Origin of the sequence: Streptomyces sp. NPDC001339, assembly GCF_042895955.1 — a bacterium.
Taxonomy (GTDB): domain Bacteria; phylum Actinomycetota; class Actinomycetes; order Streptomycetales; family Streptomycetaceae; genus Streptomyces.
Window position 1 is genome coordinate 251,430 of the sequence record NZ_JBIAWT010000001.1, and the last position, 13,616, is coordinate 265,045.

At 73.5% G+C, this 13,616-nt stretch carries 9 protein-coding genes; 2 read left to right on the top strand and 7 right to left on the bottom strand.

What is annotated here, in order from left to right; genetic code table 11:
• Window positions 1-134 precede the first annotated feature (134 nt).
• Window positions 135-1,265, bottom strand: coding sequence for a tRNA 2-thiouridine(34) synthase MnmA (gene mnmA / locus ACFY12_RS01070; RefSeq protein ID WP_390713578.1), 1,131 nt, complete (start codon window positions 1,263-1,265; stop codon window positions 135-137).
• A 240-nt stretch (window positions 1,266-1,505) separates the two neighbouring features.
• Here mnmA and ACFY12_RS01075 point away from each other — a divergent pair, with 240 nt between their 5' ends.
• Window positions 1,506-2,180: an N-acetylmuramoyl-L-alanine amidase gene (locus ACFY12_RS01075; protein ID WP_390714332.1), complete on the top strand. Its 675-nt coding sequence runs from the start codon at window positions 1,506-1,508 to the stop codon at window positions 2,178-2,180.
• A 134-nt stretch (window positions 2,181-2,314) separates the two neighbouring features.
• Here ACFY12_RS01075 and ACFY12_RS01080 read toward each other — a convergent pair whose 3' ends face one another.
• The 5 genes from ACFY12_RS01080 to ACFY12_RS01100 form a co-directional block, all read right to left on the bottom strand.
• On the bottom strand, window positions 2,315-3,484 hold the full coding sequence (locus ACFY12_RS01080) for a cysteine desulfurase family protein (protein ID WP_390714333.1): 1,170 nt from the start codon (window positions 3,482-3,484) through the stop codon (window positions 2,315-2,317).
• A gap of 52 nt (window positions 3,485-3,536) precedes the next feature.
• The gene (locus ACFY12_RS01085) at window positions 3,537-7,445 is read right to left on the bottom strand and encodes an SAV_2336 N-terminal domain-related protein (RefSeq protein ID WP_390713579.1); all 3,909 of its coding nucleotides are present in this window, start codon (window positions 7,443-7,445) and stop codon (window positions 3,537-3,539) included.
• The gene (locus ACFY12_RS01090; RefSeq protein ID WP_390714334.1) at window positions 7,442-8,503 is read right to left on the bottom strand and encodes an AAA family ATPase; all 1,062 of its coding nucleotides are present in this window, start codon (window positions 8,501-8,503) and stop codon (window positions 7,442-7,444) included. Before ACFY12_RS01090 ends, ACFY12_RS01085 begins: the two co-directional genes overlap by 4 nt.
• 101 nt (window positions 8,504-8,604) lie before the next feature.
• The gene (locus ACFY12_RS01095; protein ID WP_390713580.1) at window positions 8,605-10,887 is read right to left on the bottom strand and encodes a trypsin-like peptidase domain-containing protein; all 2,283 of its coding nucleotides are present in this window, start codon (window positions 10,885-10,887) and stop codon (window positions 8,605-8,607) included.
• On the bottom strand, window positions 10,884-11,534 hold the full coding sequence (locus ACFY12_RS01100; RefSeq protein WP_390713581.1) for a CU044_2847 family protein: 651 nt from the start codon (window positions 11,532-11,534) through the stop codon (window positions 10,884-10,886). The genes ACFY12_RS01095 and ACFY12_RS01100 overlap by 4 nt, the downstream gene beginning before the upstream one ends.
• 294 nt (window positions 11,535-11,828) lie before the next feature.
• Between ACFY12_RS01100 and ACFY12_RS01105 the strand changes: the two genes are divergently transcribed.
• Window positions 11,829-12,458 carry a trimeric intracellular cation channel family protein gene (locus ACFY12_RS01105; protein ID WP_390713582.1) on the top strand — a complete coding sequence of 210 codons (630 nt, stop codon included), beginning with the start codon at window positions 11,829-11,831 and terminating at the stop codon, window positions 12,456-12,458.
• Window positions 12,459-12,466: 8 nt separating this feature from the next.
• Here the strand turns inward: ACFY12_RS01105 and ACFY12_RS01110 are convergent, their stop codons facing one another.
• A complete protein-coding gene (locus ACFY12_RS01110; protein WP_390713583.1) occupies window positions 12,467-13,579 on the bottom strand; it encodes an ABC transporter ATP-binding protein in 1,113 nt (370 codons plus the stop codon).
• Between the last annotated feature and the right edge of the window lie 37 nt (window positions 13,580-13,616).

Below are 13,616 nucleotides of genomic sequence, written 5' to 3' on the forward strand. Positions count from 1 at the left end.
AGCTGCTGGCGTCGCCGTTCTCACGACACCAGCAGCTTCCTTTACAGCCCCGCCCCGCCGACAGTTTCACCTGTCCTGGTTTCGGCATGACATTTGTCAGTACGGCGGTATCGCCGCCGTCGGTACCGCCTCGCTCAGGCGCCTGCGGCCACCCGTCGTTCCGTGGTGGCGATGGTTGCCGAGCCGACCACACGGGTGCCGTCGTAGAGGACGATCGCCTGGCCCGGGGCCACGCCGCGGACCGGCTCGGTGAAGACCACCCGGAGTTCGGTGTCGTCGATCAGCTCGGCGGTGACCTCGGTCTCCCCGCCGTGGGCCCGGAGCTGGGCGGTGTACGTGCCCGGTCCGGCGGTCGGCGGGCGGCCGCACCAGCGCGGACGGATGGCGGTGAGCGCCGTGACGTCGAGGGACTCGGCGGGGCCGACGGTGACGGTGTTGTCGACCGGGGAGATGTCGAGGACGTAGCGCGGCTTGCCGTCGGGCGCCGGGTGGCCGATGCGCAAGCCCTTGCGCTGGCCGATGGTGAAGCCGTACGCGCCATCGTGCGTGCCGAGGCGGTTGCCGGTCTCGTCGACGATGTCGCCCGTGGCCGTGCCGAGCCGCTTGGCCAGGAAGCCCTGGGTGTCGCCGTCGGCGATGAAGCAGATGTCGTGGCTGTCCGGCTTCTTGGCGACGAACAGGCCGCGGCGGGCGGCCTCTTCGCGGATCTCGGACTTGGTGGTGCGGGTGTCGCCGAGCGGGAACAGGGCGTGCGCCAGCTGGCGGTCGTCCAGGACGCCGAGGACGTAGGACTGGTCCTTGGCCATGTCGGAGGCCCGGTGGAGCTCGCGGGTACCGTCCGGGTTCGTCACCACCGTTGCGTAATGGCCCGTGCACACCGCGTCGAAGCCCAGCGCCAGGGCCTTGTCCAGGAGCGCGGCGAACTTGATCTTCTCGTTGCAGCGCAGGCAGGGGTTCGGGGTGCGCCCGGCCTCGTACTCGGCGATGAAGTCGTCGACGACGTCGGCACGGAAGCGTTCGGCGAGGTCCCAGACGTAGAAGGGGATGCCGATGACGTCCGCGGCGCGCCGGGCGTCGTGCGAATCCTCGATCGTGCAGCAGCCGCGGGCGCCCGTACGGAACGATTTCGGGTTCTCGGAGAGCGCGAGGTGCACACCGGTCACGTCATGGCCCGCCTCGGCGGCGCGGGCCGCGGCGACGGCGGAGTCGACGCCGCCGGACATGGCGGCGAGTACGCGGAGGCGGCGGGGGGCGTCATCAGTCATAACCAGTCCAGAGTAGACGGAACCTCTGACAGGGCGGAAAGCGTTATGCAGCGCATGGGACAGCGGGCCGGGGAGACGAGCGTCGAGAGCGGAGTGGGGAACGGAGCCGGGAGCGGGGTCGCGAGCGGAGTCGAGAGCGGAGAGGTCGGTGCGGACGGGGCGGGCGACTCGGGAGGTGCGGGTGGCTCGGGAGGTGCGGGCGACTCGGGAGGTGCGGGTGGCTCGGGAGGTGCGGGCGGGCTGACCGCGGCGGGCGCGGGATCCGCAGGCGTCACGCGGCGGCGGGCGCTGTGGGCCGGGGTCGGCGGGCTGCTGGTCACGGGGGCCGCGGCCTTCGTGGCGCGGGACGAGCTGCGGCGATGGTGGTGGCGGCTGCCGGGGAACGACCGGCCGCGGAAGCCGGGCGCGGTCGACCATCCGGGTGCGCGGTGGGTGCCGGCGTCCTCATGGAACTTCCGGCGCGCGGACCGGCCGGCGGACTACGACATCGACCGGGTGGTGATCCATGTCGTCCAGGGCAGCTTCGCCACCGCGCTGAATGTGTTCCAGGACCCGTTCCACAAGGCCGCCGCCCACTATGTCGTCCGTAAGGACGGGCACGTCGCCCAGACGGTGCGGGAGCTGGATGTGGCCTTCCACGCCGGGAACCGCGGCTACAACGAACGCAGCGTGGGGATCGAGCACGAGGGGTATGTCGGCCGGCCGGAGTCGTTCACGGATGCCATGTACGCGTCGTCCGCCCGGCTGACGGCCGGGATCTGCCGGCGGTACGGCTTCCCGGCCGACCGGGAGCACATCGTGGGACATGTGGAGGTGCCGGGGACCGACCACACCGACCCCGGGCGGCACTGGGACTGGGACCGCTATCTCCGGCTCGTCCGCGCCGAGCTGCGCAGGCCGGCGGGCATGGACTGAGGCATGGACTGAGCTGCGCGGGCCGGGTCCTCCAGCCCGAGGGCGGTCGGCCTGAGGACGGTCGGCCTGAGGACGGTCGGCCTGAGGACGGTCGGCCTGAGGACGGTCGGCCTGAGGGCGCCGCGCGCCCCGGCTCAGCTCAGGCCCGCGCTGCGCGCCCGCTCCACCACCGGGCCGATGGCCTGTGCCAGCGCCGCGACATCCGCCGCGGTGGAGGTGTGCCCCAGCGAGAAGCGCAGCGTGCCGCGGGCGAGGTCCGGCGACATACCGGTCGCCAGCAGAACATGGCTGGGCTGGGCGACACCCGCGGTACAGGCGGAGCCCGTGGAGCAGGCGATGCCCTGGGCGTCCAGGAGGAGGAGCAGCGAATCCCCCTCGCATCCGGGGAAGGCGAAGTGCGCGTTGGCGGGAAGACGGCCGACGGGATCCGGGTCGCCGCCGAGGACGGCGTCCGGGGCGGCGGCCCGTACCGCCTTGACCAGGTCGTCGCGCAGGGCACCGATGTCACGGGCGAAGTCGGCGCGGTGCGCGGCGGCGTAGCGGCCGGCGGCGGCGAAGGCGGCGATGGCGGGGGTGTCCAGGGTCCCGGAACGCACCTGCCGCTCCTGGCCGCCACCGTGCAGCACGGGCACCGGGGCGTACTCGCGGCCCAGCACCAGCGCACCGATGCCGTACGGGCCGCCGATCTTGTGGCCGGAGACGGTCATCGCGGCGAGCCCGGAGGCGGCGAAGTCGACCTCCAGCTGGCCGAACGCCTGCACCGCGTCCGCGTGCAGCGGGATCCCGAACTCCCGGGCCACCTCCGCGAGTTCCCGGACCGGCTGGATGGTGCCGATCTCGTTGTTGGCCCACATGACGGTGGCGAGCGCGACATCCGCGGGGTTGCGGGCGATGGCGTCGCGCAGCGCGTCGGCGTGCACCCGCCCGTAGGTGTCGACCGGCAGCCACTCGACCCGGGCGCCCTCCTGCTCGGCGAGCCACTCCACGGCGTCGAGGACGGCGTGGTGCTCGACCGGACTGGCGAGCACCCTGGTGCGGGCCGGGTCGGCCGCCCGGCGGGCCCAGTACAGGCCCTTGACCGCGAGGTTGTCGGACTCGGTCCCGCCCGAGGTGAAGACGATCTCGCTCGGACGCGCGCCGAGCGAGGCGGCGAGGGACTCCCGCGCCTCCTCGACGGTGCGCCGGGCCCGCCGGCCGTCGGCGTGCAGCGAGGACGCGTTCCCGGTGACGGTCAGCTGGGCAGTCATCGCCTGCACCGCCTCCGGGAGCATCGGGGTGGTGGCGGCGTGGTCGAGGTAAACCATGGTGCGCACGATTCTACGAGGCGGGTGAGGGGCGCACAGCAGGCGCCGTGGGTCACGGGGTGAGGCGCTGGCTGAGTCCGCGGACCGCGGTGACCGCTTCGGCGGCGCCGGAGGCCGGTAGCGGCAGGGCCTCGGAGGAGGTGACCGATTCCAGGGCGTTGCGCAGGCGGGCGAGGTCGGCGGCGCGCGGGAGGCGGCCAGAGTGCTCGAAGTCGGCCATGCGGCGGACGAGTTCGGCCTCGATGACTTCAAGGGCTTCGAGGGATTCGAGAGGTTCGAGGGAGCGGAAGGGGGCCCGTTCAGTGTCCGGAACCCGCCGGTCGGCTTCCGGCGCCCGATCGGCCTCCGGATCCCGTTTGCGTGTGGCTTCCGGGTCCCGGGCAATCTCCGGATCCCGATCGGTTGCCGGATCCCGATCGGTTGCCGGGTCCCGGTCGGCGTCTTGGAGGCGGAGCTGGTCGACGAGGGTGCGGACGGCCGCGGTCAGGTCGCGCAGCGCGGTGCCCGCGCTCGCCGCGTCCGCGGTGCGCGATACGGGCGTTCGGCGCGCGCCATCGGGCGACGGCCCGGACGGCGCGGACAGTCCGGACGGCTTCTCCTTCAGCAGCTTGCGGACGTCGCCGGCCTCCGGCGCGTCGAACGCCTCGTAGACGGCGAGCGCCTCGCGCCAGTGCCCCTGGGCGCTCTGCTTGTGGCCCTGGGCGGACTCGGCGCGTCCGCACGCGGTCATCGCATCGGCCCACCAGCGCTCACCGCCCGGCACCAGCAGCCGCTTGGCCGCGTCCTTGGCGGCGGCCCCCGCGGCATGGCCCCGGACCAGCGCGACCATAGCCTCGGCCATCCGGCAGCGGGTACGGCCCGCCCACAGGCGTTGGTGGTCCGCCTCGAAGAGCGTGAGCGCCTGGGAGAGTTCCCGCAGCGCATCGGTGTACCGGTCGGCCGCGGAGAGCGCCTCGCCCAGCGCGTACAGGCCGTGCGCCAGCCTCGGGGTGCCGCGGCCGGACCGCTGGTATATCCGTACGCTCCGCTCGGCGAACAGCACGGCTTCGCCGCTGCCGGCCTGTGCCCATACCCGGGCCAGCGCGGCGAGTACGGCAGCCTCGTCCAGCTTGTCGTCGCGGCGCTTGCAGCGCTTCCAGGTGGTGGTGAGGTACCGCTCGGCGGCGTCGTACCGGCGCTGGTGAAGTGCGGCGATACCGGAGGCGAAGGGAGCGCGGAAGAGCGTCACGGGGTCGCGCGCGGTCTCCGCGAGCCGGGCGGCGGCCTCGGCCTCCCGGCCGGCCTCGGCGCACCTCCCTATGGCGAGGTACGCGTCGGCGAGCGCGGCCCGGGCCCGGCCCTCGGCACGCGCGTCACCCTCCCGGGCAGCCCTCGCCGCCACTGCCCGCGCGGCCGGTTCGAACGCGGCGGCCGGCGCACCAGAGTCCGCGGTCAGCTGAGCGAGCAGGAGGAGATCGGCGGCCCGTCGGACGAAGCCCCGGTCCGTGATCGCGCCCATGGTCGCCGTCTGCCGAACCAGCGCCAGCGCCTGCGGGGTCTCGTCCGCCCAGCGGGCCAGGGCCTCGTCGGCGTCCTTGAGGGGTGGGAGGGCGGCCGATGGGACCCGTACCAGGTCGGCGAGCATCCGCTCCCCCGGGTAGCGGATCTCGTGCACCCGCCTGCCCAGGGCCGTGTACCAGTCCAGCAGGCGGGACAGCGCCGCGATCCGGTCCACCGCGGACAGCTCCCGTACGGCGATCCGGGATACGGGCGGCCAGGAGTCGTCGGCGAGGCTGACGGAGTCGGCATCGGTGGAGTGATCGGTGGAGCGGGAGAGGAAGTTGATGCGGCGGGAGCCGGCGCCCGTGGTTCGTGCAGCGGTGGGGTCTTCGCGGGAGTCGGAGGGACGGGAGTTGAGGCGGCGGTAGCGGTCGCGGGCCGTCGATTCCAGGAGGCCCGCTTCCGTCAGCTCGTTCAGGCGCACCCGGCACTGCCCTGGTGGTGCGTCGAGGAGGGCGGCCGCGGCGCCGAGCGCGAAGTCGGCGGCCTCCGGCACGGCGAGGAGGCAGAAGTCGCGGCGCTGGGACCGAGTGAGCCACACGCCGAAGCGGTCGAACAGCTCACCGTCCAGCTCGTCCTCCGGTTCCCGCTGCGGCCCGGACGGATCGCCTGTCGGTTCGCTCGGCGCCGCACCACCCGTGAGCTCGCTCGGTGCCGCACCGCCCATCCGCTCCAGCACCGGGCTCGCCAGCACCGCGAAGGCCCGGGCGGAGGCGTCCAGTCGCAGCTCGCCCGCCTCGTCGCCCATCAGGACGGGGAAGTCCGGCAGCCGCCCCATGTGCGGCTCCAGGGAGCGGCCGACCGCCTCGACGACGTCCACGGCCTGTTCGGTACCGAGCCCGCTGAACAGCAACTCCCGTACGCCGGGCCGGAAGTCGTAGACCGGCTCGGCCGGCCGGCCCGGCGCCGTGCCCAGCGCACGGTCCAGTGTCCGCGCGGCTGCCGCGTCCGGCATCCGGTCGGTGCGCTCCAGCAGGCCGCCGAGCAGGATCTCCGCGACATGGGTGGATCCCGCGTCGCGCATCGTGGCGGTACGCACCAGCTGCATCAGCGGCGTGGTGAGCGGGCGGATCGCGGAGAGCCGGACGGCAAGCCGGTAGGCCTCGGGTGAGAACGCGCCCCGGAAGTGGGTCAGCAGTTCCTCGGCGGTGCCGTTCGGCCGGGGCGGCGGGGCGGGCGACGGTTCCTCGTCCAGCAGCGCCGTGTCGATCAGGTGCGGCACGCCGGGGCGGGTGAGCAGCCCGGCCCACTGCTCCAGTGCGGACGCGGTGGGGTGCAGCACGGGCAGCGCGAGCAGGCCCTCCGCCTCGGGATCGCGCTCGCAGCTCAGCGGGTCGCACACGACCAGCCGTCCGACCGGGTCGAACCCGCCCGGTGCGGCGAGGAGCCGGGGCCGGGCATCCATGGCGGTACCGCGCCACAGTCGCCGGGGCAGCGGATTGAGTACGGCCGTGGGGCCGCCGCGACTCCACGCGGTCAGCGCCCGCACGGCCCGCGGGTCACGCCATCCCGGGCTCGTGCCGTCGGTGAGCAGGAACGTCACCGAGGTGCCGGTGGCCTGCTGACCTGGCACCGGGCCGCTCGGGTCCCGGGGATCCACCGGGTGGACCCGGACGGAACGGAACGCCGTACTCCGGACGAGCAGCGCGCGCAGCTCGGCGGCGAGCGGCCCCCACACCTGCATGGCCGGCGAACAGTCCACCAGCAGCACGGCCGACCAGCTCCGCTCCCAGTCCGGGCGGGAGACCACGTCGAGGAAGCCGGTCTCGGCGGCGAGCCGGACGGTGGCGTCGATGTCGGTGACGGTGCGGTGCGGGTGGTCCCGGTACCGGCGGAGCGGGCGCAGCGCGCGGCCCAGCTGCTGGGCGTCGGGCAGCGCGCGTCCGGCGGGCGCCCGCGCGGGGCGGGCCCGCTCGGCACCCGGCCGTCCTCCCTGGCTACCCATGGCATAGAGGGCGCGGCGGGGTGGCCCGCCGGGGTCGTCGAGCTCGGCGGGGGTGGTGGGGGTGGCGGGGGTGGTGGAAGCAGCGGAAGTGGCGGGGGCTGAGGCTGGAGGCTCACCGGTGCCGGCGCCGGCCGGGTCAGCGGTACGGGCGGACCGGCCGGACGACGGCGCGGGCTCAACGGCCGGATCCCTGTGAGCCCTCGACTCCCCTTGTTCCCCCAGTTCCTCCTGTTCCCCCAGTTCCGCCGGGTCCCCCGGATCCCCGTGAACCCCCGGCTTCCCCGACTCCCCCGGATCCGCCGACTCCTCCGGATCCGCTGACTCCCCCGGATCCGCCGACTCCCCCACGTCGCCCGGCAGTCCGGGAGCCGCCGTGCGTCCCTCCATCGCCTGTGCCAGCCACAGCACATCGAGGAGTTCCGTGGCTGCCAGGTCGTACCCGGCGGCCGACATCGCCTGTCGTAGTCGGTCGATCATGGCGACAGGGGTTCGTCGAGGCGGTGCAGTACGGCGGCGAGGAGCTCTTCCTTGGTGAGGTCGGCGCCGCTGATGCGCAGATGGACGGCGGCCAGCAGTTGGTCGGTGGCCAGGGTCTGGGTCTTCGCGCGCTGCTGGAAGACCTCGATGAGGTCCTCGGCGGCGGCCACCGCCTGCTCGCCCAAGTTGTGTTCGATGATCCTCCGGAGCCGGTCCCCGGTCGGTTCCGGCAGGTCGAGCCGTACGCAGCGGCGCAGGAACGCGGGCGGGAAGTCCCGTTCGCCGTTGCTGGTCATGATGACGATCGGGAAGTGGGCACAGCGCACCACCCCGCGGTGCACCGTGACCCGTTCACGGCTTCCGCTCAGCAGGACCTGCACCTCCTGCTGGTGTTCCGGCAGCCGGGCCAGCTCCGGGATCTCGAACTCGCCCTCCTCCAGGACCACCAGCAGGTCGTTGGGCAGGTCGATGTCGGCCTTGTCCAGTTCGTCGACGAGGAGGACCCGGGGGCGGTCAGCGGCCAGTGCGCTACCCAGTGGGCCCAGGCGGAGGTACTGGCCGATGTCGCCCGCCGTGCCGCCGCGGCGCACCCGGGGGCGGCGCGCGGAGCCGCGGGACGCCTCCCGCTCACGGCGCAGCGAGGCCTCCCGCAGCCGGCCCACGGCGTCGTAGCGGTAGAGGGCGTCCTGGAGCGTGGAGCGGCTGTTGACCGACCAGCGCAGGACGTCGCCGAGATCCAGCTCCTCGGCGATGGCTCGGGCCAGGGAGCTCTTGCCGGCGCCGGGGCGGCCGGTGACCAGCAGGGGGCGGTGCAGATGCAGGGCGGCGTTGATGACCGAGATCTCGTTGCGCTCCAGGAGGTACGGCGCCGGGGTGGCCGTACCCCGGGTGGCCGGAAAGCGTCGCCAGGGCGGCGGGGCGGGCAGGTCCGACGGGCCGCGGAAGACCCACCAGTCCTCCGGCACCGGCCCCGGCACCGTCTCCGCCCCTGATCCCCGCCCCGGCTCCCGCTCCGACTCCGACCCGTCGTGTGCGCCTGCTGCGCGCTGTCCGGTCACCGCTGCGTTCTCCTCGTTCCGCGCGGCGTCCGCACGGAGGCGTTGTTGTTGCTGGTCACGGTGCTGCTGCTGATCACGGTGCTGCTGCTGGTCGCGGTCGTTCATGGTTGTGTCAATACCCAGGCGTCGGGGGCGAGTTGCGGGGGCCGATGGTCCGGCGCGTCGTAGAGCAGGGACAGGCGGCGGCCGTGGTGGGCGGTGCTCTCGGGCTCGGCCATGGCCTTGGCCCGCTCCAGGCGCACCACTTCGGGGACCTCCGTGTGGTCCGCGACGTCCACCAGGGCGAGCAGGTCCTGGACGAGCTGCTCGCCGTGGTCGGCGCGGTGCCACAGCACGGTGTGCACCCCCGCCTGGACGCACTGGCGCAGCAGCGCGCCGTGGTGGTCCGGTGCGCAGCACACGATCACCGTACTGGCGTCGCGGTGCACTTCCAGCTGCGCGCGGGCCACTTTGCGGTCGGTGTGGCGGTGGTCGAGGACGATGCGCTTGGCGTGCGGCAGAGCGGCGGTGCGCTGTTTCCAGCCGGCGTAACTCTCCCTGGAGCGTTCGGTGGTGCGCACCACCACCCGGCGGGTGATGCCCGGCGCGAACGGCCCGTCCTCGTCGCTGTCGGGCGATTCCCAGGCGTCGACGTCGAGACCGAGCCAGGCGCACGGCAGGAAGTACTCCACCAGGGCCGTCTCCGGATCCTCCCGGACCTCGGTGCGCAGCACTCGGCGGATGTCGTCCACCACTTGCTCGCTGCCCGCCTCCGTGTCCCGGACCAGCGCGAGACGGTGCGCCTGGTCGTCGGCGAAGGTCCAGATCTGGTACGTGAAGCGGCGGCCGGTGGGGGTGGGCAGCAGCTCCACCTGGACACGCGGGGCGACGGCGGAGGTGCGGGCGGCACCGGCCGGGGCGGCGGATGCGGGGGTGCGGACCGGTGCCGCGGCGGCCTCGGCATCGGCGCGGAACTGGCTCACCGCCGCCTCGTCCACCCCCGAGCGGGCGGCCACCCGCTCGACCCAGGCGTCCAGGTCGTCGGCCGGGTACGCCTCGCCGGCCGCCCGCTCCTCGATGCTGATCCGCACCACCCCTTGGAGCAGCGGCGGCACCGGTGCGGCATCACCGGTCGTGGCGCCGAAGCCCTCCAGCGCGTCCACCGCGTCGGCCAGGCCCGCGACAGCGGGCAGCTCGGGGGCGTGCGGCAGGACACGTTCCAGGAGGGTGCGGGCGTCCGTACGGGTGCAGTGGGCCAACAGCCCTGCGAGATCGCGTCGTTGACTCATCGTCAGGTACTCGCCGGGGCGGACCGTACGGGCGGCTCGGCGCAGGCGCTCCCAGCCGTCGCGTGTCCAGTCCTCGCGAGCGCCGTAGCGGCCGGGGCGGGCATGCAGGTCGTACGGGTCGGCGAGGGTGGTCGGTTCGTACTCCCGTACCAGGTCGAGGAGTTCGGGGATGCCGCGGCGGACGCCGACCGCGAGGCCGACCAGCCGTTCGAGGTCGGCGGCCGGGCCGGCCGAGGGCCTGCCGAGCCGGGCCGCGAGCCGTTCCTCGCAGGCCAGCACCGCCGCACGGCCTTTGAGGACCCGTTCCAGGGCGGTGAGCAGCTGCTGTACGCCGCGCCGGGCGGTGGGCACCGCCGAGGGCGGGAGCGTGGGGAGTTCGGCCTCGATGGCGGGCACGCTGATGGCGTACATCGTCGCCGGCTGCCCGCCCGGGGCGGCGGCCCCGAAGGCCGCCGGACCAGGGGTGGCCGGCCTTGGACCGGCCAGTCCTGGAGCGGCCGACCCATGAGCGGCGACACCGGGGGCGCGGTGCACGGCGGCGACCAGACCGACCACGGCCTGCCGGTCCCGGTCCCACAAGGGCCCGCCGCTGAAGCCCTCCGTCACCTGAGCCCCGCCGAGCACGTCCAGGGCGATCCAGGGCGGCGCGGAGACCCGGGGCACGGCACGGACCGTGGGCAGCGGATTGCCGCTGGCCCATAAGGCGATGGTCTCGCCCGCGTAGCCGTGCTGGAGGAACGGCGCCGGTTCGGCGCCCTCGGGCGGCGCGGCCGTCAGCTCCAGTACGGCGAGATCGCCGTGGTACGGCACCTGCCCGGGCTCGACCGGGTCACGCCCTGCGGCCCGGGCCCGCGGCGGCACCCACATCTCCCGTACGACCCGCGCCGCGAGGTCCGTACCGGCCGCGACATGGGGCAGCCGGAGGGTGACCGTGTCGTTCCGGCCGGGGGTGTCCTGGTCGTAACGGCCCCTTCCCAGCGCGCTGTTGACGACATGGGCGCAGGTCAGTACGTACCGATCGGTGACCAACACCCCTCCGCCGACCGGCCGTTCGCCGTCCCGTACGGAGGCGAAGGCCAGGTGGAGCGGGGCGTCCGGACCGGCGCCCGCGATCACGGCGCGGCCCCGCCCGGCTCACCCGGGCCGATGCCTCCGCCCGGCTCGCCCGGGCCGATCCCTCCGCCCGGTTCACCCGCGCCCGCGTCCCCGCCCAACTCTCCCGTACTGCCGGCCCCGCCCGGCTCTCCCGTACTGCCGGCCCCGCCCGGCTCTCCTCTGCCGTTGCCGAGGTGCCAGGTGGCGGAGACCGTGAAGCTCGCCTCACCGCTGCCGGAGAACACCCCCAGGCTCAGGTCCGAACCGAGCGTGACCCCGAACTCCACGGTGACCTCGTCCGGGCGGTGGCTTCCGCTCGACAGCGAACGGTGGATCTGGCCGAGGACTCCGCCGAGCGGGCGCAGGGCCTCCTCCAGGACCTCCCCACCGCGGGTCAGCGCACGGCCCATCCGGCTGTCCACCCGGCTGTCCACCCGGGTGTCCACGCTGACCGGCTGGGCGGCGCCGAATGCGTCCGGCAGCTCCAACTCACCGTCCCCGCCGTCCTCGCCATGCCCACCGCCCTTGCCGTGCTCGCCACCCCTGCCGTGCTCGCTGTCAACGGCAGGGGGTGGAATCCGGCCGGTGTCCGGTCGGCCGCCTGCCGGCCCGTCGGCTCTCAGCCATACGACGGTGCCGTCTTCCAATGTCAGTGCCACGTCCCCCATGTCGATCAGTCTGGCACGAGGCACAACGCCGTCGCGCGCACTTTTGCGTCACACTCCGCCCTCCCGCACCCCCTCCCCCACCGGGGGCCACCTGCAAAAAGGACCCTCCTCCGGGACACGTACGACACCTGGGGGCAAATGACCGGTCCGGGTGGATCCGGACGGGTCGGACACCCCGTACGCACCGGTGGCACAAGCCCGTCCCGCCGGTGGCGCGATCCTTTCCCTGCCGATGGCGCGATGTTCACCACGGCACCCGGAATGCCTCCCTCCAGGGCCTGCGATGATGACGCCATGCTTCATGTGCTCTACCTGGTCGGCATCTCGGCCTTCGCCGCGAGCGGCGTGCTGGCCGCCTACCGGGCCAATATGGACCCGTTCGGCGGCCTGGTGCTCGCCTTCGCCGCGTCGATCTCCGGTGGCACGCTGCGGGACACCCTTCTCGGCCGGCACCCGCTGTACTGGACGCACGACTGGGTCCTGCTGACGGTGATCATCGGCGTCGGCGTCGGCACCATGCTCTATCTGCGGTTCTGGCAGCTGCCGCACAAGTCGCTGCTCGTGGTGGACGCGCTCGGACTGGCCGTGGTCACCGTGATCGGCGCCCGCGCGGGCATCGAGGCGGGCGTCACACCGCTGGCCGTGATCATTCTGGCGGTGCTGACCGGGGTCGCCGGCGAGGTGATCCGCGATGTGCTGTGCGGGGAGTTCCCGCCTCTGCTGCTGCGCGAGGACGTCTACGCCATCGCGGCGCTGGCGGGCGCCAGCTGCTACCTGGCACTGCACCACTTCGGCGTGGGGGCCACCCCCGCCGCGGTGGTCTCGGCGGGGGTGGTGTTCGCACTGCGGATGGGAGCGGTGTACTTCGGGGTCCATCTGCCGCGGCCGCACCGGGCCGGCGGCGGCCAGGACCGGACCGGCTGAGTCCCGGCTCAGTCGGCAGGGCCGCCCTGCTCCGCCCCCTCCGCCTGCTCCACCGGCGCGTTCTCCGGGTGATGGCAGGCCACCTGATGCCCCACGTGCGCTGCCACCAGCGGCGGTTCGGTCGTGGTGCACACCTCGGTCGCCTTCCAGCAGCGGGTGCGGAACCGGCAGCCGGAGGGCGGGTCGACCGGTGAGGGCACCTCGCCCTTGAGCAGGATCCGGTCCCGCTGGGTACGCCGCTTCGGATCGGGCACCGGCACCGCGGACAGCAGCGCCCGCGTGTACGGATGCATCGGCGTCTCGTAGAGGCCCGTGCGGTCGGCCAGCTCCACGATCTTGCCGAGGTACATCACCGCGATCCGGTCCGAGACATGCCGGATCACCGACAGATCGTGGGCGATGATGACATACGTCAGCCCCAGCTCCTGCTGGAGGTCGTCCATGAGGTTGACGACCTGCGCCTGGATCGACACGTCCAGCGCGGAGACCGGCTCGTCGGCGACCACCAGCTTGGGTTTGAGCGCCAGCGCGCGGGCGATGCCGATGCGCTGCCGCTGACCGCCGGAGAACTCGTGCGGATAGCGGTTGTAGTGCTCCGGGCTCAGGCCCACCAGCTCCAGCAGCCGCTGCACCTCCTTCTTCACCCCGCCCTCGGGCTCGACGCCCTGGAGGCGGAAGGGGGTGGAGACGATCCCGCCGATGGTGTGCCGCGGGTTCAGCGAACCGTACGGGTCCTGAAAGATCATCTGGACGTCGCGCCGCATCGGCCGCAGCCGGCCCGGCGACAGATGGGTGATGTCCCGGCCCTGGAACTCGATGGCGCCGCCGGTCGGCTCGTCGAGCCGGGTGATCAGCCGACCCATCGTCGACTTGCCGCAGCCGGACTCGCCGACGACGCCGAGCGTCTCCCCGGGCCGTACGTCGAAGTCGATGCCGTCGACCGCCTGCACCGCCCCGACCTGCCGCTTGAGCAGGCCTTTGGTGATCGGGAAGTGCCGGACCAGGCCGCGCACCTTGAGGAGCGGCTCGTCCTGCGCCGTTTCGTCGTTCGTCGCTACGTCGTTCGTCGTTACGTCGTTCGTCGTTACGTCGTTCGTCGTTACGTCGTTCGTCGCGGTCACAACATCCGTCCCGGTCACAGCTTCTCTGGCGCTCACA